Source organism: Corynebacterium sp. sy017 (assembly GCF_017918135.1).
Lineage (GTDB): Bacteria > Actinomycetota > Actinomycetes > Mycobacteriales > Mycobacteriaceae > Corynebacterium.
Window position 1 is genome coordinate 676298 of the sequence record NZ_RZUE01000001.1, and the last position, 24178, is coordinate 700475.

Annotated in this window: 21 protein-coding genes, 2 tRNA genes and 1 riboswitch; of the genes, 8 read left to right on the top strand and 15 right to left on the bottom strand. The window is 48.6% G+C overall.

Annotated features, from left to right (window positions below; genetic code table 11):
• Nucleotides 1-14: 14 nt before the first annotated feature.
• Nucleotides 15-2729: a valine--tRNA ligase gene (locus EML15_RS03035; protein ID WP_144273473.1), complete on the bottom strand. Its 2715-nt coding sequence runs from the start codon at nucleotides 2727-2729 to the stop codon at nucleotides 15-17.
• Between the two features lie 287 nt (nucleotides 2730-3016).
• Here EML15_RS03035 and EML15_RS03040 point away from each other — a divergent pair, with 287 nt between their 5' ends.
• The gene (locus tag EML15_RS03040) at nucleotides 3017-3742 is read left to right on the top strand and encodes a TetR family transcriptional regulator (protein WP_144273354.1); all 726 of its coding nucleotides are present in this window, start codon (nucleotides 3017-3019) and stop codon (nucleotides 3740-3742) included.
• Between the two features lie 27 nt (nucleotides 3743-3769).
• Here the strand turns inward: EML15_RS03040 and clpX are convergent, their stop codons facing one another.
• The 5 genes from clpX to EML15_RS03065 all read right to left on the bottom strand — a co-directional run bounded on the left by clpX (nucleotide 3770) and on the right by EML15_RS03065 (nucleotide 8245).
• The gene (gene clpX / locus EML15_RS03045; protein ID WP_144273474.1) at nucleotides 3770-5053 is read right to left on the bottom strand and encodes an ATP-dependent Clp protease ATP-binding subunit ClpX; all 1284 of its coding nucleotides are present in this window, start codon (nucleotides 5051-5053) and stop codon (nucleotides 3770-3772) included.
• 190 nt (nucleotides 5054-5243) lie between these two features.
• Nucleotides 5244-5870: an ATP-dependent Clp protease proteolytic subunit gene (locus EML15_RS03050; RefSeq protein WP_144273355.1), complete on the bottom strand. Its 627-nt coding sequence runs from the start codon at nucleotides 5868-5870 to the stop codon at nucleotides 5244-5246.
• Between the two features lie 32 nt (nucleotides 5871-5902).
• A complete protein-coding gene (locus tag EML15_RS03055; RefSeq protein WP_144273356.1) occupies nucleotides 5903-6475 on the bottom strand; it encodes an ATP-dependent Clp protease proteolytic subunit in 573 nt (190 codons plus the stop codon).
• A 232-nt stretch (nucleotides 6476-6707) separates the two neighbouring features.
• A complete protein-coding gene (tig, locus tag EML15_RS03060; protein WP_144273475.1) occupies nucleotides 6708-8075 on the bottom strand; it encodes a trigger factor in 1368 nt (455 codons plus the stop codon).
• Between the two features lie 93 nt (nucleotides 8076-8168).
• Nucleotides 8169-8245: transfer RNA gene (locus EML15_RS03065), tRNA-Pro, on the bottom strand.
• 291 nt (nucleotides 8246-8536) lie between these two features.
• Between EML15_RS03065 and EML15_RS03070 the strand changes: the two genes are divergently transcribed.
• Nucleotides 8537-8609, top strand: a tRNA-Ala gene (locus EML15_RS03070).
• A gap of 228 nt (nucleotides 8610-8837) precedes the next feature.
• Here EML15_RS03070 and EML15_RS10115 read toward each other — a convergent pair.
• Together EML15_RS10115 and EML15_RS03075 are read right to left on the bottom strand one after the other, a co-directional pair.
• Complete coding sequence (locus EML15_RS10115) at nucleotides 8838-8972, bottom strand: type II toxin-antitoxin system Phd/YefM family antitoxin (RefSeq protein WP_221932623.1); 135 nt, start codon at nucleotides 8970-8972, stop codon at nucleotides 8838-8840.
• A gap of 216 nt (nucleotides 8973-9188) precedes the next feature.
• Nucleotides 9189-11870 carry a hypothetical protein gene (locus EML15_RS03075; protein ID WP_210471988.1) on the bottom strand — a complete coding sequence of 894 codons (2682 nt, stop codon included), beginning with the start codon at nucleotides 11868-11870 and terminating at the stop codon, nucleotides 9189-9191.
• Nucleotides 11871-12205: 335 nt separating this feature from the next.
• Between EML15_RS03075 and EML15_RS03080 the strand changes: the two genes are divergently transcribed.
• The 3 genes from EML15_RS03080 (at nucleotide 12206) to EML15_RS03090 (ending at nucleotide 15750) form a co-directional block, all read left to right on the top strand.
• On the top strand, nucleotides 12206-13354 hold the full coding sequence (locus EML15_RS03080; RefSeq protein WP_144273357.1) for a hypothetical protein: 1149 nt from the start codon (nucleotides 12206-12208) through the stop codon (nucleotides 13352-13354).
• Nucleotides 13355-13440: 86 nt separating this feature from the next.
• Nucleotides 13441-14595 (top strand): crosslink repair DNA glycosylase YcaQ family protein, encoded by a 1155-nt coding sequence (locus EML15_RS03085; RefSeq protein WP_144273358.1) that lies wholly within the window; start codon nucleotides 13441-13443, stop codon nucleotides 14593-14595.
• A gap of 27 nt (nucleotides 14596-14622) precedes the next feature.
• Nucleotides 14623-15750, top strand: a complete 1128-nt coding sequence (locus EML15_RS03090) for a Fic family protein (protein WP_210471989.1) — start codon at nucleotides 14623-14625, stop codon at nucleotides 15748-15750.
• Between the two features lie 84 nt (nucleotides 15751-15834).
• Here the strand turns inward: EML15_RS03090 and EML15_RS03095 are convergent, their stop codons facing one another.
• From EML15_RS03095 to pgm, 3 genes are all read right to left on the bottom strand, one after another.
• Complete coding sequence (locus EML15_RS03095) at nucleotides 15835-16599, bottom strand: thioredoxin domain-containing protein (RefSeq protein ID WP_144273360.1); 765 nt, start codon at nucleotides 16597-16599, stop codon at nucleotides 15835-15837.
• 61 nt (nucleotides 16600-16660) lie between these two features.
• Entirely contained in the window at nucleotides 16661-17149 is a 489-nt protein-coding gene (locus EML15_RS03100; protein ID WP_255455974.1) for a DoxX family protein, read from the bottom strand.
• Nucleotides 17150-17196: 47 nt separating this feature from the next.
• Nucleotides 17197-18846 carry a phosphoglucomutase (alpha-D-glucose-1,6-bisphosphate-dependent) gene (pgm, locus tag EML15_RS03105; RefSeq protein WP_144273361.1) on the bottom strand — a complete coding sequence of 550 codons (1650 nt, stop codon included), beginning with the start codon at nucleotides 18844-18846 and terminating at the stop codon, nucleotides 17197-17199.
• A gap of 145 nt (nucleotides 18847-18991) precedes the next feature.
• Between pgm and EML15_RS03110 the strand changes: the two genes are divergently transcribed.
• A complete protein-coding gene (locus EML15_RS03110; protein WP_246858065.1) occupies nucleotides 18992-19366 on the top strand; it encodes a CrcB family protein in 375 nt (124 codons plus the stop codon).
• The gene (locus EML15_RS03115; protein WP_144273362.1) at nucleotides 19359-19736 is read left to right on the top strand and encodes a CrcB family protein; all 378 of its coding nucleotides are present in this window, start codon (nucleotides 19359-19361) and stop codon (nucleotides 19734-19736) included. Before EML15_RS03110 ends, EML15_RS03115 begins: the two co-directional genes overlap by 8 nt.
• On the opposite strand, the gene EML15_RS03120 is transcribed toward EML15_RS03115, so the two are convergent.
• From EML15_RS03120 to EML15_RS03135, 4 genes are all read right to left on the bottom strand, one after another.
• A complete protein-coding gene (locus tag EML15_RS03120; protein WP_185967149.1) occupies nucleotides 19691-20248 on the bottom strand; it encodes a hypothetical protein in 558 nt (185 codons plus the stop codon). The two genes, EML15_RS03115 and EML15_RS03120, sit on opposite strands and share 46 nt — an antisense overlap.
• Nucleotides 20245-21006 carry an energy-coupling factor transporter transmembrane component T gene (locus EML15_RS03125; protein WP_144273363.1) on the bottom strand — a complete coding sequence of 254 codons (762 nt, stop codon included), beginning with the start codon at nucleotides 21004-21006 and terminating at the stop codon, nucleotides 20245-20247. The genes EML15_RS03120 and EML15_RS03125 overlap by 4 nt, the downstream gene beginning before the upstream one ends.
• Nucleotides 21003-22403 (bottom strand): ABC transporter ATP-binding protein, encoded by a 1401-nt coding sequence (locus EML15_RS03130; protein WP_144273364.1) that lies wholly within the window; start codon nucleotides 22401-22403, stop codon nucleotides 21003-21005. Before EML15_RS03130 ends, EML15_RS03125 begins: the two co-directional genes overlap by 4 nt.
• A gap of 33 nt (nucleotides 22404-22436) precedes the next feature.
• The gene (locus EML15_RS03135) at nucleotides 22437-23024 is read right to left on the bottom strand and encodes an ECF transporter S component (protein WP_144273365.1); all 588 of its coding nucleotides are present in this window, start codon (nucleotides 23022-23024) and stop codon (nucleotides 22437-22439) included.
• Nucleotides 23015-23117, bottom strand: a riboswitch (TPP riboswitch). Its footprint overlaps the gene before it by 10 nt.
• 226 nt (nucleotides 23118-23343) lie before the next feature.
• On the opposite strand from EML15_RS03135, the gene cmrA reads away from it, so the two are divergent.
• Nucleotides 23344-24156, top strand: a complete 813-nt coding sequence (cmrA, locus tag EML15_RS03140) for a mycolate reductase (RefSeq protein ID WP_246847005.1) — start codon at nucleotides 23344-23346, stop codon at nucleotides 24154-24156.
• The last annotated feature ends 22 nt before the right edge of the window (nucleotides 24157-24178 follow it).

Genomic DNA, 24178 nt, shown 5'->3' on the forward strand with positions numbered 1-24178 from the left:
CGCGTATCGCTCACTTAATTCAGCTCCTCCAACCGAGCGCTAATACGGGTGACTTCATCTTCGGCAACCTGGTGCCTATCCCGAATTTTTGCCACCACCGCCTCGGGCGCTTTCGCTAAGAAAGACTCATTATTCAATTTCTTCTGCGTTGTCTCTACCTCTTTTTGTGCAGCAAGCAAATCCTTTTCGAGCCGCTTACGTTCTGCTGCTTTATCAACAGTGCCAGAGGTATCAAGGCTTACCACTACCACAGAGTTGCTCAACGCCACCTCAATACTTGCGCTGGCAGCAAAATCTGCACCAGGTGCGTCGACCTTTGCCAAAGAACGAACCAGTTGTTCTTGCTCCGCCAAATCACACGCAGCGAAATCAACCTGTGCTGGCACCTTTTGTGAAGGCTTAACGCCCTGATCAGAACGGAATCGACGAATCTCAGTAACGAGCTTTTCGACGTCAGCAATACGCTGTGCAGCTCGTTCATCAATAGCCGCACCACCATTGCCATACCGCTCATCTGGCCACTGAGCATGGGTAAGAGTTTCTTCACCGCTGAGAGCTTTCCACAATACTTCCGTCACAAAAGGCATTGCTGGATGCAACAAGCGCAAAACCGTATTGAGCACATGCCCAAGAACAAGCTGCGTATTCTCCCCAACCTGTAGCTGCTTAGCATCAGCAGCACTAGCCTCACGTGGAATCTGCACTTTGGCATACTCTACATACCAATCGCAGAACTCACCCCAAGTAAAACGATAGAGTGCTTCATTAGCCTTAGCGAATTGATAGCGATCATAATAATCATCAACTGCGCAGCGTAGGGTTTCTAATCGATCAAGAATCCATCGGTCAGCGTCGGTAAGCTCTTCTCTAGCAGGCAAGCTACCAATGTGCGCGCCATTCATCAAAGCAAATTTTGTGGCATTGAATAGCTTGGTTGCAAAATTACGCGAACTTTGTGCAGCATCCTCACCCACTGGTAAATCGACACCTGGATTCGCACCGCGTGCCAAGGTAAAACGCAGGGCGTCGGCGCCAAAGCGATCCACCCAATCCATTGGATCAATACCATTACCCAAGGACTTAGACATTTTGCGTCCATGTTCATCACGAACCAAACCATGCAAATATAAATCAGTAAAAGGTACTTGTGGGCGATCAGTCTCAGCGCTCGTACCTAATAATTCTGGGGTGCACTGTGCAGCAAAAGTACCAAACATCATCATGCGCGCCACCCAGAAAAAGAGGATGTCGTAGGCTGTTACCAGTACCGATACTGGATAGAACTTCGCTAACTCTGGTGTTTTTTCTGGCCAGCCCATCGTCGAAAATGGCCAGAGCGCTGACGAGAACCACGTATCGAGCACATCAGGATCTTGTTCATAACCTGCCGGTGGTTGCTCATCGGGCCCCACGCAAACAATATCGCGCTGACCATCAGCATCCTCTGGACCATACCAAATAGGAATGCGATGCCCCCACCACAATTGGCGAGAAATACACCAATCGTGCATATCATCAACCCACTCAAAATAACGAGCTTCAAGAGCGCTAGGGTGCACTTTTGTATCCCCACTGCGCACAGCTTCACCCGCCATTTTGGCTAGTTCCTCCACTTTGACAAACCACTGCAAGGATAGTCGTGGCTCAATTGCTTCACCAGAGCGTTCAGAATGTCCGACAGAATGAACATAAGGACGTACCTCTTTTACAATGCGCCCCTGCTTGGCGAGTGCTTCTCGGATTTTCACTCGCGCCTCATAACGATCCATGCCGTCGAACTCAGTACCAGTATCAGCAATATGTCCAGTTGCGTCCATAATGGTCGGCATATCCAAACCATGTCGCATACCGAGCGCATAGTCATTAGGGTCATGCGCTGGAGTAATTTTCACCGCACCAGTACCAAACTCGGGATCAACATAATCATCTGCGACGATAATCAAAGAACGCTCAGGTAAAAATGGGTGCGGCAAACTCGTACCCACCAGATCCTTGTAGCGTTCATCCTCAGGGTGTACCGCAACAGCAACATCACCAAGCATGGTTTCCACTCGCGTCGTTGCCACAATCACATGAGGCTCATTGTCTTTAAGCGAACCATAACGGATAGAAACCAACTCGCCTTCGACGTCCTTATAGGTCACTTCAATATCAGACACTGCCGTCTCTAAAATTGGTGACCAATTCACAAGGCGATGTGCCTGGTAAATCATGCCTTTGTCATACATCGCCTTAAAAATTGTCTGTACCGCGCGCGAGAGTCCCTCGTCGAGAGTAAAGCGCTGTTTAGACCAATCAACGGAATCACCGATGGCACGCATCTGCTGGTCAATAGTGCCACCATATTTTTCTTTCCACTCCCACACCTTGTGGATAAATTCCTCGCGCCCATAATCCCAACGGCTCTTGCCTTCAGTTTCTTTGAGCATTCCCTCTACTTTGGTTTGGGTCGCAATACCTGCGTGATCCATACCAGGCAGCCACAACACCTCATAACCTTGCATACGCTTACGCCGTGCAATGCTATCCATGAGAGTGTGGTCAAGCGCATGCCCCATATGCAATTGGCCAGTAACATTTGGCGGCGGCAATACAATGGAAAAAGCTGGTTTGGTGCTATGCGGATCAGCCTCAAAATATCCAGCTTTTACCCACGATTCATAAAGTTCGCTTTCGACGGCCTTAGGGTCCCATTGACGAGGTAATTTATCTGCGCGGTTGTTATTCATCACGGCAAACCATATTACCCTGTCTTGTTGGTCAGGCGGTATTTATCTTTAGGTGGTCGTCGTGAGTTATTCAGATCATTCTGTGTACTATTTTTAAGCAAGAAAACACCCCTTAGCTGCAAAGCACCCCCAAAGGTATGTAAAAATATGCGCTGTTTCGGATAGCAAGACAATGAGTTAAAAACTTTCGGTACATTTATCTCTTGTATCTTCTTGTAGAGGCTGCTGACGCTTCGTGCACGAGGGCGCCAAAAATTTAGTAACCAGCAATAGTAAAAGAGACAATAATGAACAACTCTGACTCCCTTTCACAAGCATTGACAGATGATGTCCTTGATATTGCTATGGTTGCCTTTGCTCAATCTGGTTATGCCGACACTCGTCTTGACTCAATCGCTAAAGAATCTGGCATGACAAAGCGCATGATTCACTACCACTTTGGGGATAAGAAAGGGCTCTATCACAGCTGTCTCATTCACGCTATCGAGTTATTACGCCCCTCAGCTGAGGAAATTCAGAATGACTCGGGTATTGCGGCAGAGGGAATCCGCATTATTGTCGAGGCTATTTTCCGTTGCTATATCCAAAATCCACACGCAGTTCGGCTCTTACTGATTGAAAATCTGCACCACCCTGATGCAGTGGAAGACACAAAACTACTCGACGACCAATCCGCAGTTATCCTCGAACTCGATAAAATACTCATGCAAGGACAAGACTCTGGAGCATTCCGACCAGGTATTTCTGCTCAGGATATTTTTGCGCTCATCGTCTCTTTGGCTATTTTCCGAATTTCGCATCGGTCAATCACCTTAAATCTTTATGATATTGACCTTGCTGACGACGCCAATACGCAAGGACTCACACGTATGGCAACCGACGCAGTGCTAGCATTTTTGACCTCTCCCATTAAAGCCACCGATGAGGTGAGCTACCTCGGCAGCAGCGATAATGCCACAAATGCTAACTACAACAATGGTTATCTCAATTTCGGCATTGATGGCGATCTATAAACCGCCACCCCACGCTAGGATCTATCGCTAGGCAGTTTTTTCTGCGCCAGCTTCAATGATACGGAGCTCTTCTTCGCCCCGAATCGACGCCGCAGTAACCACAATTTCTGCAATATCTTCCCGATCAGGAATGTCATACATAATCGGCACCAATGTTTCTTCCATTATTGCTCGCAACCCACGAGCACCAGTGCCACGTTCCACCGCTTGACCAGCAATTTCTAACAGTGCATCCTCGCTAAAACGCAATGCCACACCATCCATCTCAAAAAGACGTTGGTATTGTTTCACCAAGGAGTTCTTCGGCTCAGTCAGCACTCGCACTAAGGATTGGCGATCAAGATTATCCACGGCAGCAACAATGGGCAAGCGACCAATGAACTCAGGGATAAGACCAAACTTCACCAGGTCTTCAGGCTGCACCTCACGGAATATATGTGTATTTTCCCGTTCTTCTTTGGTGGTAATTTCAGCGCCGAACCCTAACCCTTTTTTGCCTTTACGATCCTCAATAACCTTCTCTAAGCCAGCAAACGCACCTGCGACGATAAACAAGATATTTGTGGTATCAAGCTGGATAAAGTCTTGATTGGGGTGCTTGCGCCCACCTTGAGGTGGAATGGACGCGACAGTTCCTTCCAATATTTTCAGTAAGGCTTGCTGTACGCCCTCACCAGAAACATCACGAGTAATCGATGGGTTTTCTGATTTCCGCGAGATTTTATCAACTTCATCAATATAGATAATGCCACGTTGTGCCCGCTCAACATCATGATCTGCGGCAAGAAGAAGTTTCAGCAAGATATTTTCCACGTCTTCACCAACATAGCCAGCTTCAGTTAATGAGGTAGCGTCAGCAATAGCAAAAGGCACATCAAGCAAACGCGCTAAGGTTTGAGCTAAATAGGTTTTTCCCGACCCTGTTGGACCGAGTAAAAGGATGTTTGATTTTTGGAGCTCTGTTTGCTCCTCTTGCCCTGAACGAGCACTAATGCTGCTCGCTTCGTCGGCACGAACACGCTTGTAATGATTGTAGACTGCCACCGCAAGGGTGCGCTTTGCCTCATCCTGCCCAATAACGTATTTATCTAGAAATGCCGCAATCTCAGAGGGACGTGGGAGTTTTGCCGCAGCTTCCTGCGCCGGAGCGTTTTCTTTCCCTAGTTCTTCTTCGATGATCTCATTACATAGCTCAATACATTCATCGCAAATATATACGCCGCCACCAGCGATAAGTTTTTTCACTTGTTTTTGGCTCTTGCCACAAAATGAGCATTTGAGCAGATCAGCACTTTCTTGCATACGCGACATTGTAGAGGTGCCAGTCACTTTCTTTTGCTAATGTTTTTCCCGGTCTTACCCACTCTAGTCTTTTCTATGTATAAAACGCTGCACGACGCTTATCAATGCACGTTAATCTTCTGAAATACACAGAAAAATGAATACACCTCAGTTTTCCCGAGGTGTATTCTAAGGGTTTTCCGGGGTGTTGAACCGGTCTTTAGCCGTTGAGCTTGCGGTAATCAAAAATTTGATCGACGATGCCATATTCTACTGCTTCTTGGGCGGTAAGAATTTTATCTCGATCAGTGTCAATGCGAATCTGCTCTGCACTACGACCAGTATGACGTGCAAGAGTTTGCTCCATGAGTGTACGCATACGCTCAATTTCTCGCGCTTGAATCTCCAAATCAGATACTTGTCCGCGCGCCCCCTCAGTAGCAGGCTGATGTATCAGCACACGAGAGTTTGGCAATACTGCACGCTTTCCTGGAGCACCAGCAGCAAGCAATACCGCAGCAGCTGATGCTGCTTGGCCAAGACATACAGTACGCACATCTGGACGCACATATTGCATAGTGTCATAGATTGCCATGAGAGATGTAAAGGAACCACCAGGTGAATTGATGTACATGGTGATGTCACGATCAGGATCGAGTCCTTCAAGAACGAGTAGCTGTGCCATGATGTCGTTGGCAGAAGTATCATCTACCTGCACACCAAGGAAGATAATGCGCTCCTCGAATAATTTGGCATAAGGATTGGTTTCTTTTGTGCCATAAGCTGATTGCTCAATAAAAGATGGCAATACATAACGTGAGCTAGGCATCTGCATAGCGTTGTTCATAGTGGAATTCTCCTTGATATGTTCTGTAGATACTAATTAGCTATTGATCCCTGAGCGGAAGTAATCACATGATCGACAAGACCATATTCTTTTGCCTGCTCAGCGGTAAACCAACGATCTCTGTCAGAATCTTTTGTAATTTGTTCCACACTCTGACCAGTATGCTCTGCGATTAGCTCTGCCATAACTTTCTTAGTCTGCGCAAATTGCTCAGCCTGAATCGCAATATCCGCAGCAGTACCACCCACACCTGCCGAGGGCTGGTGCATCATAATGCGCGCATTGGGCAGCGCAAAACGCTTACCTTTGGTACCACCAGAGAGGAGGAATTGCCCCATTGATGCAGCAAGACCCATGCCATAAGTAGCAATATCGCATGGCGAGTATTTCATGGTGTCATAAATTGCCATACCAGCAGTAACAGAGCCACCTGGGGAGTTAATGTAAAGAGAAATATCGCGATGAGGGTCTTCTGCAGAAAGCAAAAGAATCTGCGCGCATAGCTTATTAGCTATCTCATCATTGACTTCTGTTCCCAAGAAGATAATACGATCACGCAACAGGCGATCAAAAACAGAATCACCTACAGCTGGATTTTGGTTCATGGTGTCTCCTTAAATTTTTATAAAAATGCTTAATGCAAGCAATGAGATTAACAATACCAACGCTCTCGACTAAACAAGTCCTTGTTCGCTCACAGCGTTGATGAGTCACTGCTGGCGGTATAGTCAGTCGGTACAGACCAGCGATAGACAAAAGAGTTATACGCAAAGCACAAAGACCTACCCGCCACCTGGCACGTAGGTCTTCGTAGAGTGTAACGCTCACGTATAAAACTTATTCTGCAGCGTCATTCTCTTTGGATTCCGCCTCTGCTTCAGTTTCCTCACCGAAGTAGATATTAGGGTCGATTGTGTTACCCTCATCATCTGTCACAGATGCACGGGTAAGTACGGCAGCCATTGCCTTACCACGACGAACATCAGCAAAAAGCTGAGCGATCTGACCTGATTGCTGCAACTGCGCCACAAACTGGTTTGGATCCATGCCATAAGAGCGTGCAGTAAAGAGAATGTGGTCAGTAAGCTCCTCTTGGGATACCTCTGGCTGTTCTTGTTCCGCAACAACATCAAGGAATAGCTGGTTACGAACTGACTCAGCAGCTGCCTCACGCGCCTGAGCCTCGAACTCTTCACGAGTAGTGCCCTGCGCCTCAAGGAGGGAATTCACTGCCTCGTCGTCGTGAGCAAGTTGTCCCATAACCTGATGCAACTGGGCATGAGCCTGCTCCTCGACGATTGCTTCAGGCAACTCGAAACTCGTCTGAGCAAGTGCAGCTTTGAGGACTTCGTCGCGAATAGCTGCAGCCTGAGCAGCCTTAGCCTGCTCTGCAACTCGAGAGCTCACTGACTCACGTAGCTGCTCCACAGTGTCAAACTCAGACGCAGTCTGAACGAACTCTTCATCAAGCTCAGGAAGCTTGCGTTCCTTAGTTTGCTGCACATGAACAGTCAATGTCGCCTTCTTACCAGCGTGTTCACCATCTTTAATCGTGGTAGTGAACTCAGCAGACTCACCAGTCTTAAGACCACGAAGTGCAGTATCTAGACCATCAAGCAAGGAACCATCGCCAACACGGTAAGAAAGCCCCTCTGCCTTGGTGTCTTCAACAGTTTCGCCTTCAACATCAGCAGCTGAAAGATCAATGATGGCATAGTCATCAGTCTTGAGCTTACGACGAGTATCTTTAAGCTCAGCAAAGCGCTCACGCAAACGATCAATCTCTGCGTCCACAGCCTCTTCATCAGTCTTGAGTGCCGGAACAGTCACAGAAATCTGAGAGAAATCAGGAACGGTAATCTCTGGGCGAACATCTACCTCAGCAACGAACTCAACAAGCTCACCATCTTCAATCTTGGTAACGTCGATGGTTGGCTGTGCAAGCACCACAAGCTCGTTTTCCTCAACAGCCTGCTGGTAACGAGATGGGAGCATATCGTTGACAACTTGCTCCAATACAGGACCGCGACCCACGCGAGCGTCGATAAGCTGACGTGGTGCCTTGCCTTTACGGAAACCAGGAATGGTAATCTGCTGGGCAATAGCACGGTATGCTTGATCTACTTCGCCTTGCAATTCCTCGAAAGGCACTTCAACGGTGAGCTTAACGCGGGTATCGCTCAGCTTCTCGACGGAACTCTTCAACGGAGTCACTCTCCTGTGTGTAATAGAAAAATATGAACCTAAATAAAACTATCACCCTCACCCAAAAAATACTTGGATGAGGGTGATAGTTTTTGGTCGGGACGACAGGATTTGAACCTGCGACCCCCTGCTCCCAAAGCAGGTGCGCTACCAAACTGCGCCACGTCCCGGCATACATCAACACTAATGATTATTAGCTTATAGAGCTACAACACAATAGTGCGCGGTACGGATTAAGACTATAACTCATAACAACGTAAAAAAGCTAATCGCCAGTATAAGCCCCTAAATACCGCAGCAGAACGATACGAAAACAATGGGACAAAGACACACTCAAACAACTCAACTATCACTACTTCTTCTCAGTGTGCAATGCCATTATCAGGGCAATTAACAGGCATTTTGTTTCTTAGGAATCTCGTACAGTACCATAAGCTGCAGTGTGTAACTCTTTACTCACTGGGGCTATGGCGCAGTTGGTAGCGCATCACACTGGCAGTGTGGGGGTCACGGGTTCGAATCCCGTTAGCTCCACGTATGTACTCATGCACTCAGCTTTTGCAAGGTTTGAGTACGAACCAAACCTCTCAGGTTACGCGTTTTACCTAGTCGGATACGCAAACCGAGAGGTTTTCTTTTCCTGATAGCAGGTGAGATTAGGGGTCACACCCCATCCAATACGGCAAGTGAATCACCAAGACCATAAAGAGAAAACACGTGTTGTGAGCATTGGCGGGAGAACATAAAAGATAGCAGTTTCCCTCAAGGACTCATACTCTGCGAGCGAGACAATGACGACTGGTTCTGGCTAGCACGCGTGATAATCGTCTCCTCACCATTATCGACGACGTCGTCAAGCACCTGGGCGCAATTCGCCTGAGACTCGGTATAGCTCATGATTTTTCATAACCCACCTCCTGTACCGAAAACTGTACGTTTTCGATGGACAATGTCAAGGATCGGATATGCTGCTATCAAGGTGGGATTACTTCGCGGTCAGGTTTATACAACGAGAAACCGTACTCGTTCATAAACACCACACGACAAGTATGGCTCGGTAAATCTGGCTTTGTGCTCTGAATAGTCTCGGAAAAGTGTAGTTCTTCTACCAGTTCATTCATTCAGATTCACCACTGCCCTGAAGTAATCGAGGTTAGAGCGCGAGTGGAGAACAATCACAATCTGCTTGCCGGTGCCTTCGAGAGCGCGCGCCAGCGACTCGATCTCAGCGCGCTCCTGTGCAGGAGTGAGCTTCTTCAAGGTTTCATCGAGCAAAATAAGTCGGGCAGTGTCTTCCCGCAGAACGGAATGTGCAAGCGCGATACCACTCAAATCTGATAACTCAGACGCGAATGGATCAACATCTGGCACGATAGCAACCTCACCTTCGGGATGTCGATAGTACAGAGCATCAAGTATGACAGACTTCCCAGCGCCAGTTGGTCCAATCAAAGCAACCATCGAATACCCACAATCAAGAGCATTCTCCAGCCGTTCCAGATCGGCATACCGCACAGGTGGATGAGAGCGAACCATCTGAAACTCTTCGAGCATCCGAACACGCTCCATAGTCAAGCCGACTACGCCAACCTCTTGTAATGTTTCCACTGTGGATTGAACACCAGACGACAGAGTCACTGCAAAATAGATTACGGCCACAGGAGCAACCAGTGAACTTGATTCTCCGAACAACAGCACCAGCATCACTGCGGAAACGTTCAGTGATAACACGAGCAACTGAATCAGTCCTGTGCGGAGCGCATACGCATTCGCCAACTGAACCGAGCTGCTGATATATGTAGTCTCTGAATTAGCATAGGCTTCTTCCACAGCCCGATTCAGCCCCGTGCTCACGGGCACATTGTGTAAGCCAGCCTGTGCTCCAACGGCTCCAATGAATTCTCCTCGACTATTCGCAACTGTCGTTGAGGCGGGGAGAATCCACTTCGATCCTTGACGCATGGCGAGTAGCGCGAGGGGAACAACCGCCAAGACAACAATGAGGAACAGCGGGGCGCCGGCCACTGCACCTCCGATGAGCATAACGGTCTGCACGCTGACTAGGAATACCGAACCCAGGGCACTAGGCACCGACATCTGAAGGTCAGAGAAGTCTTCACCGATTCGCCCCACGACCGCCCCACTTGTCCTAGGACTGGCAAAGTAATTGATCCTCTGCATAATCCTGCCGTGCAAGCAGCTCAACCTAGCGATCGGAACTCGATAGATCGAACCAAAGAACATGACAGATCCAACGATTGCTGCCAACGCGCAGGCAGCTGAAACTGCAGCAATCTGAGCAGACAGCGCATCAACTTGGGCAAGCGTCAACGCAAAAGCAACCTCGGAGCTACCCAGCAGTAGAGCACCAATCGCAATCCACACCACGTGGGGTCCAAACAACAACCCGACTGATCGTCGGAACGTGGCATATTTCTGTTGAGGGTCGGGAAGATCCTGTACCTCACCTGTATCTGTTGAACCGTCGTCTACTCCTTCAGCGATACTGGGAACATAGCCCTCTAACTCCCGACGGTCTGCCCTCACGTTACTGTCGGGGGTGAACACATTAGGCACATACTCCTCCGAACTCGCTATGAGCGTGCACACTGGAACGCATTCCAAAATCCTCTCGGCCACTACTTCGCGTGTCAGAGGATCGAGTGCCGCGAACGTATCGTCCAGAATTAGCCAGTGTGGTTTGTCAACCAAGACGAGAGCAATTGCGGCACGGTGCTTCTCTCCCGATGATAAAGTTTTTGCGTCCTGCCATAACCGTTTGATTACGTCCTCATTGAGCCCCATATCTAACGCGAGGCTCGTGAACTGAGATATTTGTTGTGGTGAAGAAGAAGTCCGCCATGCTGATAACACAGATTGAGGAATTTCCGGGTTACAAGGTACGAAAGCAGAATCACAGTTGGTCACAGACATGCGCAAGGCTTCAGCGCGATCACAAGTGGCCTCGAGCACCTCTGTAGCAATCGAAGGAGGCTCCTCCAAATCTTGCTGTTCTTCCGCGAGATTCGGAGTCGTCTCGAGTTTGTCGAGCTCACGCATCATCGGCACAGCAAGCCGGATAACCCGATAGTTCACAATGTTGTTCTGCACAGCTGCGTGCAGGTAACGAGCCGCTAGGATGATTCCAATACCGAAACTAGTAGCAGGCCAGAGCCATGCACCGAGAATCACAACAACAGCGAGCGTGGTAGTCAGCGCTCCCCGCTCAAGGAATCCATTCAGAACCTGTAGTGGTACGCGTCTGTGTAGAAGCCGCTCTTCGGAGTTTCGGATGCGGGCAATTTTACCCAGGGCGTTGCCCCAACTGGGAATGGCCTGCCCTCGCGGCAGCGCGTCCGCTACGCGCTGGATCCAGCGTCTGCGCTCCCCTTCTAGAGCGACATACTGCTTCCACAGTGCGCCTACCAAGTGGACGAGTCGGACACTGAGGAGCACTAATCCGGCGATAAGCAATACAGCAACAGCGCCGCTTGTACCATACAACACGAGCGAAGTAACGAGAAAGGCCACAATCTGAAGCGCTGAGACGGCGAAATCAACAATGAAAGCGAACTGGCTGATTTGCGTCGGGTACGTTAGAACATACTCGTGGGCTTGCCGTGAAACAGACGAGCTCCCAAAAATTTCCCGAAAGCGTCGGTAAGTCAACTGCCGAACCGCGACAGTAAGAAGCAACTCTTGGCGTTCCTTGACCCAGTACCCGACACTTTCAGCTAGGAATCCCAAGATGAGAAACCAAATAACACTGACTGGAGTGCTTACACCTGACGTCACTCTGCCAATACTTGCCGTGATCACCAGTGAACCGGCGACGCTCAGCAGGCCAGCGGTGAATACGATGCAGCTCGTGCCCGCCGGAGCGAAAACCAAAGCAAGCCAGCGTAGTCGTTTCGGCAGATTCCTCTCAAGCCATTGATAGCGCTCAAACATGGGAGCTATGTGCATATTAAACCTCTTACGTTCAGACCATGATCATTCTGCACTTGACTTCGACGCAACTCATGGCCTCCATAATCCACCTCTACGCATAAGAATCAAAGTACCTATAGACTGATTGATACCTCAAGAGAAAACCATAATCCCCCACTTTATAAAGACGAGAAGACAACATGACAAAGCAGAATATCCTTCTTGCCATCGAAGCTATGTCTGAGTTGGATGAAATGGCCTCAGCTGCAACAAAACATGGCTATAGCCTACGCGTTTTGGCGGAAAATCCGAATCACTATGGCGATACCTGCGCAGAAATAGTTAAGTTCCCCACTCGAGATCGCGCACAACTCGAAAATTATGTGAAAGAGAATCAGTCAAGCATTGCCCAAGTCTTTAGCGTTACAGATACTTGGGGCGTTATCGCATCCACAATGCGAGATTCCTTTGGATACTATCAATTCGGCGATACCTCAAAGTTAAAGTTTTTTAGAGACAAGGAGTCAGTTCAACAAAAACTAATTTCTTCCGGTCTGGCATCCACGTCGCAAGACTGGCCAAAGATTATAAAACCACGCGGCGGTACCGGAAAAATTGGAATTCATCTCGTTGAATCCGAGGCAGAGATGTCCGCATTTTCTTCAGAGGCAGAACTACATCTAGAGGATTACCTCGAGCAAGATTTTTACTTCGGCCCTACCTATTCTGCTGAGGTGTGGTGTGATGGATCATCAGAGATATTATTTGGCATTACAAATCGCATTCTGTCCCAACCACCGTTTTTTACAGAACGCGTGAAGTCGTTTCCGTGGGACGCTTTCTCTCCTTGGGAAAAAGATGTAGAAAATTGGGTTTTCGATATATTGAGAGCTCTCGACTATGACCTCGGTTTAGCTCACATAGAGTTCATCGAAACAGCTACGGGGTTTGAGCTGGTTGAAATAAATGCTCGAATGGCAGGAGCACTCATCACACCTGGAATACTCAAGACAACAAATTTTAACCCTTATGCAATGGCAGTTAATCAGGCACTAGGCGCACCACTCGACTCCCCCACTCACCGGGAAATAAAAGGTGGATTCTCACACGTAAGCCTGTACGCTTCACAAACTGGAACCCTAGATTCTGTGCAAGGAATTGAGAACATCAAGCGTTACCCCGGAAACCCAGAATGGTTCCCCTTACGAAACCAAGGAGATATTATCACTGAGGTGGGCACCTACCGATCGAGAATCGGAAACCTGTGTGCAACAGCCAAAACAGCTTCCCTAGCTCAAGACAGAGCAATTTGTGCAGCGCAGTCGATTAAGATGACCATTCTTGCGTAAGGATCTCCTGCTAAAACGCTTTGTCTTATACTTTTAATCCACAATGTTGCTCCCACAACACCTCCATAATTTGAGGACGCAAAATCATGACGCATAATCCCATACCCCCGCAGCTTTCCCTTAGCCTTTCCGACGCACGCGCAATTGCTGTAGCAGCACAAGGATTGGGAGGTAAACAACGCAATACCGATCTGCTCACCACCATCGAACGCTTAGGGTGTGTCCAGATTGATCCGCTCCGACCAGTGTTGCGCTCACATGAGTTGGTACTCTTAGCGCGTGGTGTACCAGCTGAAAATATCCAATCCATTTTTACCCAACAAGCAGGATTATTCGAGACGTGGGGGCACGCACATTCATTATTAGCGCTAAGTATGTGGCCACGTCTTGAATGGCAACGCGCTCACATTCGTGACAAGGGATTATCTGGTCCTGCAATAGACAAGAAATTAGCAGCAGAAATAGCACAGCGCATTGCAGATTCCGGACCTGCAACAGTTGCCGAGTTAGGCAAACTCAACGGAAAAGGATGGGAGCGTTCTAGTCCCATTAAAACTGCGTGTGAATGGTTGCTCAGTATCGGAGAATTAGTGGTTGTAGATAGAAATGATAAATGGCAAAGAATCTACCGGACACCACAGCAAGCAGACCTTCCGGTTTATAGCAGACTTGATTGTGATACTAGCCTGAAAGAAACAGTAGCTATTGCTATCAAAGCACTAGGTATTGCCACCGAGGATCACATCCGCGATTACATCAGAATCCCAAAAACCTTAGCTATCCAGGATCATATTCTTAGTGTAGGAGCAGTGCCAACGCGTGTAGCAGACAGCACGGCGATATGGTACCTCGATACACACTACCGTGATTTTTCCCCTCACACTGTGACTGAGCAATCACCTACGCATGATCTTGATAGCATTACTGCTTTGTCTCCTTTTGATTCATTAATTTGGACACGTGGCAGACAAAAAGCACTTTTTGGAAAAACGTATTTACTCGAGGCATATAAACCGGCTCTTAAAAGGACTTTTGGTTATTATGGTTTGCCTCTGCTTTTGGGTGACGAACTGATCGGTCGTGTTGCAGCACGAAATACACAGGGGACTCTTTCCTTAGAAAACTTCGAGGTCGATCCAGGAGTACCCTTTGATGAAGCCAAGGAAATAGTAAAGAGGAAACTAGAAAAATGGACTGGTTTACCTGGTGATAGTACGTGGAAAGATTTTACAGGCAAGTAGCTAAACTGAGCTGGCATTTACCCAGATATGAATACACCACATTATTATCGCGGGGATGGACGTCGTGAAGCATATATACGGCTTGGTGACCGCAGCGAGTTAGCACCTATAGAGATTCTTAATGAACTAATTTTACGAGGAAAAAACGAGACATACGACTCCCTGATATCCAATTTTCCTTTTACCAATGGCAGTTTCACGGTCTTGAAAGCTATCTATGCAGAGGCTACCGGCAATAAGTTTAGCGACTCTGATTTCTCCTCTTTTGGTTTGGTAGATACCAGCGGGCAAATGCTCACTAATGCAGGCGCTTTATTAGCAGACGAACCGCTCATGAAACATTCTCGGGTATTTTGTACTCGGTGGGCAGGTTTAGCAAAAGACGATGCTCTCGACGACATGGAACTTTCTGGCGGTCTGCTGTTTCTCTTAAGGGAAGCTCGTGCTTTTGTCATGCGACACAACACAACCCCTTGGCAGAAAAAACCAGAAAGTCGTTCTGACCAACCAAGCTATGCACAACGCGCAATTACTGAATCCCTAGTTAATGCACTTATCCATCGAGATTATCTGCTCAACGGAACAGAAATTAATGTGGATATTTACGATGATCGTATGGTCATATCATCTCCAGGAGCCATGTTTCAGGGTGGCACGCTACCTGATGACCCATTGACAGATGAAGTAAAGAGCAGACGACGGAACCCAGTCATAGCTGACTTATTTCATCGAGTTGGACTCATGGAACGCCGCGGTAGTGGTTTACGCAGAATTTGCCGCGAAACTGAGCAGCAAAGCAATTTCCGCCCAGAACATATGCCTCAATTTAGTAGCAAAGATGATATTTTTGCTGTGACATTGGCGGATATGAATTACCAGACCCCCCAAGTCACCCCCCAAGTCACCCCCCAAGTCACCCCCCAAGTCACCCCCCAAGTCACCCCCCAAGTCACCCCCCAAGTCGCTCAGTTACTTAATACACTCGGCAACGAAGAGCTATCTAGTGCCGAGCTCATGGAAGCGCTCGGTCTATCCGATCGCAAACATTTCCGCGCAGCGTATCTCAACCCTGCAATCAAAGCTGATCTCGTGGCACTTACCATACCGGACAAGCCCAATAGCCGCCTGCAAAAATACCGGAGACACAACTATTAGGGCACAGATCCTGCCCATAAGTTAATCCCCTAGTTAGAGCCATACTAACTAGGGGATCAATCAGAAAACTATACAGGCTACAACTTATTTGGTTGCTGCCTCGACCCAGCCTTCCATGCGACCATTCTCGCCAGTATATTCTTCGCCATTGATGAAGATACGTGGTGAGGAAACGCCATCATGCTCTTTATCGAGAGTGTCATAATTTGCCAATGCTACTTTGCGATAGGATTCTTTCTCGCTACCGCTCTTAATCGTCTTCACAACGTCGCTAGAAGCACCGTAATCTGCAGCGAGCTTGGATAGTTGTTCCTCATCTACTGAACCATAAATGTCACTCTGGTTTTCCAATAGATACTTGCGGAAATTCCAATAAGCGTCGCCTTCTTGCGCTTTAGCCACAACATAGGCAGCGGTACCAGCTTTAGTTGCGTGGCCGTTGATCGTCGTAAGTGCTTCTCTGCCTGGTTTGGATTCAGCCATGCCGTCGAGGAAGTTCAGTGAACGAATATGCACAATTATCTTGCCGTCTTCGATTGCTTTCTTCATGGCTTCATCTGTGGCAGTGGCCAAGTCGGCACAGTGTGGGCACGCAAAATCCTCATAGACCTCAACGTTTTTTGCATCCGCTGCTGCTTTATCGGACTTAAGCACCACAGCATTGTCGGCAAAGGATACGTTGAACCCCACAGATTCTGTATTTTGCGCAATACGCTCGCTATTTGCTTTTTTACCGTCAATCACAATGTAGGCAACTACGGCAATGATAACTACCAGCAATGCCACAATAGCCCAAACGAAACCATGTGATTTTTCATTTGGGTTTTTAACTTTAGAACTTGAACTCATTTTTCAACCTTGCTTTTCTTTCCACAAGTTATCTAAACCGACCTTAGCAAAAAGCTAAGGATTAGGCATATATCGCAAATTTCTTGAATGGGCGATAATAAGTCCACAACGAGAAGAATATGAACAACACATCACGTGCAATGGTGAGAGCATAATCCATACCTACGCCGGGGTCAGCGTCTTTGGGACCAAAGCAGCCACAGTCAATAACCAACCCTCGCTGCCACGCTTGAGCAATACCGATAATGAAAAGTACCAGTACAAACGTCGAAACCAGCGAAGAATGACGCAAGAAAATACCAAAGAGCAATAACACTCCACCTGCTATTTCTAATGGCGCAATGAGATAACTCAAATAATTCGACCAGGTAGCACCAAAGATGTCATATGCCCTGATTGCCTGTGCTTCCGCAACCCGCTCACCTAATTTTGTGAACCCAGCTACCAACCACACCAATGCCATAGCAAAGCGCGAAATAAAACTAATAACATCTAAAATCAGCTTTTTATTGTCGCGCTTTACATCTGCTTTTTCTACAGTATTCGTCACAAGTTAAACCCTATAGCAATTTTCCGCTCACGACGAACCACCACTAGCTAACCCTTTTGCAAAACCTCAGAAACAAGGGCTTTAGCTTCTTCCTGCACCACCTGCACATGGTCACTTCCGTGGAAAGACTCCGCATAAATCTTATATTTGTCCTCTGTCCCCGAAGGTCGTGCCGCAAACCATGCATTTTCGGTGGTTACTTTCAAGCCCCCAAGAGGCGCACCATTACCTGGCGCAACCGTAATTTTTGCAGTAATCGGCTCGCCACCAAGTGTTTGTGCAGTTACTTGCTGCGCTGATAGGTGTTTGAGTAGTGCTTTTTCTTGGCGCGTAGCTGGAGCATCAGTGCGTTTATAGGCAGGTGCACCATGTTGTGCCACCAATTGAGCATAGCGTTGCGATGGACTAAGCCCAGTAGCTGCGGTTATTTCTGCGGCAAGCAAGTCCAAAATTATGCCATCTTTATCCGTTGACCATGTGCTACCGTCGTGGCATAAGAATGAGGCTCCTGCTGATTCTTCCCCACCAAAGCCCAGCGTACTGTGCATAAGACCGGGCACAAACCACTTAAATCCAACTGGCACTTCTACGAGAGTTCTTTCTAGTTGAGCAACCACTCGATCAATCATCGACGAGGACACCAGAGTCTTTCCTACCTGCATATCTTTGGACCACCTCGGGCGGTGGGTAAAAAGATAGTCAATGGCTACTGCGAGGTAATGATTAGGGTTGATCAGCCCACCATCGGGAGTAACAATGCCATGTCGATCTGCGTCAGCATCATTGCCGGTTGCTAGGTCGAACTTGCTGCGTTGTGCCACTAATGAGGCCATGGAATCTGGGCTGGAACAATCCATGCGGATTTTGCCATCTGTATCGAGTGTCATAAAGCGCCAGGTGGCGTCGACAAGCGGATTAACTACGCTAAGGTTAAGCCGGTGTGTATCGGCGATTGCTTGCCAATAGTCCACGGATGCGCCTCCCATAGGGTCAGCGCCAATAGAAAGCCCTGACTCGCGAATCAGATCAATATCAATGACCTGGGGTAAGTCTTGAACATAGGAGTCGAGATAATTGTATTTGTGTGCTCGTGGGTCTAATACGCCGCTCACTGACACTCGCTTGACCGAGCTTGCTTGGGCATCGTCATGCAAAATCTCATTGGCGCGACGGGCAATCGCATCTGTGGCGTCAGTATCAGCTGGACCACCGTGAGGAGGGTTGTACTTAAAGCCGCCATCGCGAGGCGGATTATGCGAGGGGGTAATGATAATGCCATCAGCGTATTCATGTGTAGCTTTGCCTTGGTTATAGCGCACGAGGGCATGGGATAGCGAGGGTGTAGGTGTGTAGCGTCCTCGGTCGTCGACAAAAACTGGAATCTTATGTGCCAGCAATACTTCAAGTGCAGAAATCATTGCCGGCTCGCTCAGCGCGTGGGGGTCGCGTCCAATGAATAATGGACCGCCTATGCCCTGGGCACTGCGATATTCTACGATGGCTTGGGTGATCGCTAAGATATGGCTCTCGTTGAAAGCGCAGTCTAGAGAGCTGCCCCTATGCCCTGACGTGCCAAAAACCACGTGGTGATCGGGGTTAGTCATATCGGGGGTGCGTGTGTAATAGGCGGTGACTAATTGTGCAACATCAATTAAGTCTTGTGGTTGTGCTTGTTGGCCAGCACGCTGGTGAGCCATTGCGTTCCTCCTAGAGAACCTTAAACAGAAGTCACTTTCCATCATGCGCGCTCTGGGATAACTTTTCCAGAGCTAATCGTGTTTATTTTTCTCGTTGCATTCTCCGCGCCCCACTTACTCCCCTTTTTGGCTTATACTTTGTGCGATGAAAGAAGTGCTCAAAGAAATGGCAGTAGTAGGTTGCGGTGCTGCACTAGGTGCCTTGAGCCGCTATGCGATTGGCGTTTATGCTGCCAGTTTTGTCTCGTTAAGCCCAGCACTCATAACAATGGGGATCAATATCATCGCTTGTTTTCTCATGGGATATCTCAAACCAGCATTGTTTTGGGGCACGGGTTTCCTTGGCGGCTTGAGCACTTTTTCCACCTTTATCTTTGTGCTCGCCGCTCACAGCACTGATCTCACTTTCCTTGGTTATTATTTCTTTGCGACGCCCCTCCTATGTATTTCCCTGTGGCTTCTAGGAGACATTCTGCACACCAAACACCCCAAGCACCCCAGGCGGAGGACTCATGCTTAATGTCTTTGTTCTCATCGGTGGGGCATTCTGCGGCGGCGCACTACGTTATGCGATGAAGAAATATGCGCAGCACAAGCATATTCGCTCATTGTGGGCAACGCTCTTAGCCAATGCAGTGTCATGTTTTGTGCTCAGTCTTGCAGTCCACGCACAAACTTCCGACGATCACGCACTATTCTTTCAACTCTTCTGTGTTGTTGGGTTCTGTGGTGCCCTATCCACCTGGTCTGCCTTGGCGCAAGAATTAGGCAGCTTGGTGAAATCACATTCTTATACATTGTGCGCGGGCTATTTTTCCCTCACCTGTATCTGCTCTGTGGGAGCTTATGTGCTTGGCAGTCCCATTGCCGCCGCAATTTTCGCTACCTGAGCAAGGTAGTTATCCCCCGTCATCTGGGGCGGCGATAAACAATAATCAACTGTGAGTTTTTCTAATTCGGCACAATGGTGTTCCTCTTGGCGTGCCCACATATCCCACCACGGCGCATAGTAAGGGTCACGTGCTAAGGCTCGTTTTTTCCGTAACTGGGCAGGAGCATGTAGTACCACGCTGATGTAGTCACCGCGTTGTTTTGCAGCTGCTAAAGAAGCCGCGGTTATCGCACCTACTCCTTCGATAATCATGGGGCGATCCGCGGCCAAAGGCACTCGGGTGCTCACAGTATTGTTATGCCAATCCCATTTTGGATAGCTGGGGTTGTGGGGTGCGAGTACATCAGTAGCAACAAGTTTGGCACCGTGCGCTAGTCCGGTCCAGCCTGGATAAAATTCGTCGAGCTGCACCAGCTGCCAGCCATGAGTGTGTCCTCTGCGCGCTAATTCTGTGGCGAAGGTGGTTTTACCGGAACCGGATTGACCGTCGATAAGCACAGTACGGATCATGACATTCCTAAAAAGCTAAACGTGCCAGCATAGTAGGCAGAGACTAGTGCGATAACGGGCATGAGTATGCAGGCTATCAGCACGATAAAGTCTCTGGTATGCAGGTGTGCTGGACGTGCCCAGGTACGTTTAATGTCAGTGCGACCAAAACCTCGGGCTTCCATGGCTGTGGATAGTTTAGCCCCCCGACGCAGTGCTGAGACTAACACACTAAAGGACATTCCCAACGCAGTACGTATTTTATTCTGCTGAGCGACACCTCGTGATCTCCTGGCACGCCTGATACTTGCAGCATCATCACTTACCAAACTGATTAATCTGGTTGCCGACACCGCCGCAATGATGAACCGAGCAGGTAAATGTAGTATTTGTGCCAGTCCGTCCCCAAGATCGGTGGGATCAATGCGGGCAGAAAGTACCACGACTGGCAGACCAAATGCAAGAACCCGCAGCATGATGGCAATGCTAAGTGCAATGGAATTATCAGTGATGTGCATGCTCAGAAAAGAAAAATACTCCTTGCCCCCTGGGCGCGCATAGAGCAACATTGATATACCTGTGAGTGGCGTAATGATCAATAAGGGAATACTGCGACGTATGAGGTAGCCAAAGCGTACGCCGCATATTGGCGCTGCGATGCAACTCAGAATGATGGCGATGGTTGCAGAGAGCCAGTCAATGCTGAGCAGCAATGGTGTGGTAGCAAGCGCAATGCCGATGATTCTGGTCACGGGGTTCACCGGGGCAAGTACATTCATGAGTTATTCCTTGGCGCGTGACTGGGGGTTCGGCTGGCAGATGCGTGCGGGGTACCTGCTATGTGAGAAGGAGTGTGAAGCGGATCAATGTGAATGTGTTTGTCGCCTAGGGTAGCGATGAATTGTTCATCATGGGTAATGGAAAAAATGCTCACGCCTTCGTCATTGAGTTCGCGTAGTAACTGAGTAAGTGCTGCAAATGTGGCGGGGTCTTGTCCGAATGTTGGTTCGTCAAGTACGAGCAGTTCAGGTTTGCCCATCAGTGCTGTTGCCACTGATAATCGTCGTTTTTCGCCACCGGATAAGGTAAAAGGGTGTGCGTCACGTACGTGGTCAAGCCGTAATCTATGTAGTAATTCTTCTGCTCGCTCACTACTCCCGCTCAGCAATAAATCTTCTGCCACAGTTCTTGCCAAAAATTGGTGTTCTGGATTTTGGAATACCGTGCCGATTCGGTGCACCAACTGGGCAGATTTCCACTTGTGTGGCGGGGTGTGCAGTCCTTTGGCTATTTTCTCATGCACAAGCAAAGTTCCTGCTCTAGGAGCGTCGATTCCCGATAGCACCATCGCGAGTTGAGTTTTTCCTACCCCATTGGGTCCAGTAAGCACAGTGGAAGCCCCCAGCGGAACGTCGAAAGTATGCTCGCGATTAGTAATGGTACGCACGTGTTGCACCTGAATGAGCGGTTCAGCCTGAGCGCGCTCTGGTTGAGCGGGGGGCAGGGTCAGTGCTTGGGGCAGGTGCTCCGGGGGGAGCTCGTGAATGCCGTGCTTGTCGAGTGATAAAAACCGTGTGGCAAGGTTGTGCCATAGTGCGGTGCGGTGCTCTACAATCAGCACAGTAACATCACGATTACTCAGCAGCTTTTCGACGGCAGCGCGTACTTCTTGGCGACCTTGAGGATCAATGTTAGCGGTGGGTTCGTCGAGGATAATAATATCTGCTCCCATAGCAATGACCCCTGCCAACGCTAGACGCTGCTTTTGCCCACCGGAAAGATAGCGGGTTGGCGTGTCAAGAGGCATATCGAGTCCAACAAGAGCCAATGCCTCATGTACTCGGTGCCATATGCTCGCAGTTGGCATACCGAGATTTTCGCACCCAAACGCCACGTCATCACCTACTCGGGATGCAATGACCTGCGAATCTGGGTCTTGGAGCACTAAACCTACAAGTCCGGCAACCTCTAAACTACCGGACTGTTCGCCTTCTTCTGCCCCGCCGAGCACCCCGGCTATTGCACTGAGCAAGGTGGATTTTCCAGCACCCGACGCTCCGCTAAGCAATATGCACTCGCCTCGGTTAATGCGAAAACTGAGGGGGGGAAAAGCTGGATCTTTTCTTGTGGCATGACGCCAAGAAAAGTTCTTTGCCTCGATGACGCACTCTGACACTATGTGCTACCTGTCGTTGTTTTTCTACTCGGTTTATACTCGACCGCGTAGTTCTCGACCAACAGCAAAGCGGTCAAGGGCACCGGTTTTTGCCAGTGCTTGCACCAAGTAAAAACCGACAATACCGGCGAGGATCATTCCAGAGATGATGAGGCAAACAAGATAAATGATATTAAAACTCAGCGATAATGCTGCGTTTCCGCTAGTGAATAGTTCCAAAATAAAAGCACCAACACCAGCGCCAGCACCAGCTAGCATAGTGGCACTGAGCTTGAAGTTTTTGTAGACAAATAATAAGAAAATTAATTCTGCCCCTAGTCCTTGTGCCAGACCAGAATAAATAGTGCTGATTGCCCACTGGCTGCCAAGAAGCATGGACACAATGGATGCAAAGGTTTCTACATAGAGGGCAGCACCTGGTTTACGGATTACTAGCCCGCCAACTACTCCGCCGATGAGCCAGATTCCTGTGGTAAGCCCGCCTAATCCGGGAGTAAGTGCATCCATAACCTTGAACCAGGCGTATCCTGCCGAGTTCCACAATACAAAGATGAATCCGCAGGCAAGCCCGAGAACACTGGCAATAACAATATCAATAACGCGCCATTGAGTAGTGCGCATAGTTTCCTCCCTAGCGCCGGAATTAACCGGATCAGGTTCTTACGGTTCGCCTTATCTGGCGTCTCAGCATATATAGCACCCGTGTTGACTATGCAGATCAGGTTTCGCAAAACACCTCAGGTTCTTATTAGGTTCTAGTCCCTTGAGTGCTCTGGCAAAAATGATCCACAATGGTTTTTGAGTGTAGCACTCGATGTGACTGCTCCCCAACATAAAACTAGGTATGCTCCCCCATAAAGTCCCCACAAAATACAGGTATGATGAGTGAGAAACTTCTTTTCTGATTTGCTGAAAGGTTCTTGCTGTGACTGCTCGTCCCATCTCTGCCCTGCCCACCCCTAGTATTTCTGCTCGTGCTCTGGTAACTGGGGCGAGCCAAGGAATTGGAATGGCGCTGGCACGTGGACTTGCGCGCATGGGGCATAATCTCATTTTGGTAGCGCGTCGCAAAGAAGTCCTAGAGGAGTTTGCAGCTGAGCTAGAAAAACGTCATGCTATTAGCGCAGAGGTCTATGCTTGTGACCTTGCAGATAGTGCACAGCGTCAAGAACTCATTGCGCATATTGCAGAACAAGAAATCAATATCATTATCAATTCTGCTGGTATCGCTAGTTTTGGTCCTTTTATTGAGCAACAGTGGGATTATGAAACACAGCAATTTGAGCTTAACGCCACAGCGGTTTTTGAGCTCACTCATGCAGTATTACCAGGCATGATTGAACGTGGTAATGGCGCTATTTGTAATGTGGGTTCTGCTGCTGGAAATATCCCTATTCCGAATAATGCCACCTATGTGCTCACTAAAGCAGGAATCAATGCTTTTACCGAGGCTTTGCACTATGAACTCAAAGGCACAGGGGTGAGTTGTACTCTCCTTGCTCCAGGTCCAGTACGTGAGGCTGTGGTTCCAGAATCTGAGCAGTCGATCGTCGATAAGGTCGTGCCTGATTTCTTATGGACAACCTATGAGTCTTGCGCAGAAGAAACTTTAGCAGCTATGGCAAAGGGGCGTCGTCGAGTAGTTCCTGGACCTTTGTCTAAGGCCATGAATGTTATTTCTTCGGTGGCGCCAACAGCAATTTTGTCACCGATTATCGGTAATTTTTATAAGAAAATGGGCAATGACGCTTAAGTCTCCTGCCCCCTACTCACTC

Coding starts and splice junctions, on each gene's coding strand:
- EML15_RS03040 (WP_144273354.1), top strand. CDS start 3,017: ATGAACAACTCTGACTCCCTTTCACAAGCATTGACAGATGATGTCCTT.
- EML15_RS03135 (WP_144273365.1), bottom strand. CDS start 23,024: ATGCGCACTACTCAATGGCGCGTTATTGATATTGTTATTGCCAGTGTT.
- pgm (WP_144273361.1), bottom strand. CDS start 18,846: ATGGCTCACCAGCGTGCTGGCCAACAAGCACAACCACAAGACTTAATT.
- EML15_RS10115 (WP_221932623.1), bottom strand. CDS start 8,972: ATGAGCTATACCGAGTCTCAGGCGAATTGCGCCCAGGTGCTTGACGAC.
- EML15_RS03035 (WP_144273473.1), bottom strand. CDS start 2,729: ATGAATAACAACCGCGCAGATAAATTACCTCGTCAATGGGACCCTAAG.
- EML15_RS03120 (WP_185967149.1), bottom strand. CDS start 20,248: ATGATCCGTACTGTGCTTATCGACGGTCAATCCGGTTCCGGTAAAACC.
- EML15_RS03125 (WP_144273363.1), bottom strand. CDS start 21,006: ATGAATGTACTTGCCCCGGTGAACCCCGTGACCAGAATCATCGGCATT.
- EML15_RS03050 (WP_144273355.1), bottom strand. CDS start 5,870: ATGAACAACGCTATGCAGATGCCTAGCTCACGTTATGTATTGCCATCT.
- EML15_RS03090 (WP_210471989.1), top strand. CDS start 14,623: ATGAATACACCACATTATTATCGCGGGGATGGACGTCGTGAAGCATAT.
- EML15_RS03115 (WP_144273362.1), top strand. CDS start 19,359: ATGCTTAATGTCTTTGTTCTCATCGGTGGGGCATTCTGCGGCGGCGCA.
- EML15_RS03110 (WP_246858065.1), top strand. CDS start 18,992: ATGAAAGAAGTGCTCAAAGAAATGGCAGTAGTAGGTTGCGGTGCTGCA.
- EML15_RS03095 (WP_144273360.1), bottom strand. CDS start 16,599: ATGAGTTCAAGTTCTAAAGTTAAAAACCCAAATGAAAAATCACATGGT.
- EML15_RS03055 (WP_144273356.1), bottom strand. CDS start 6,475: ATGAACCAAAATCCAGCTGTAGGTGATTCTGTTTTTGATCGCCTGTTG.
- EML15_RS03085 (WP_144273358.1), top strand. CDS start 13,441: ATGACGCATAATCCCATACCCCCGCAGCTTTCCCTTAGCCTTTCCGAC.
- clpX (WP_144273474.1), bottom strand. CDS start 5,053: ATGTCGCGTATGCAAGAAAGTGCTGATCTGCTCAAATGCTCATTTTGT.
- EML15_RS03080 (WP_144273357.1), top strand. CDS start 12,206: ATGACAAAGCAGAATATCCTTCTTGCCATCGAAGCTATGTCTGAGTTG.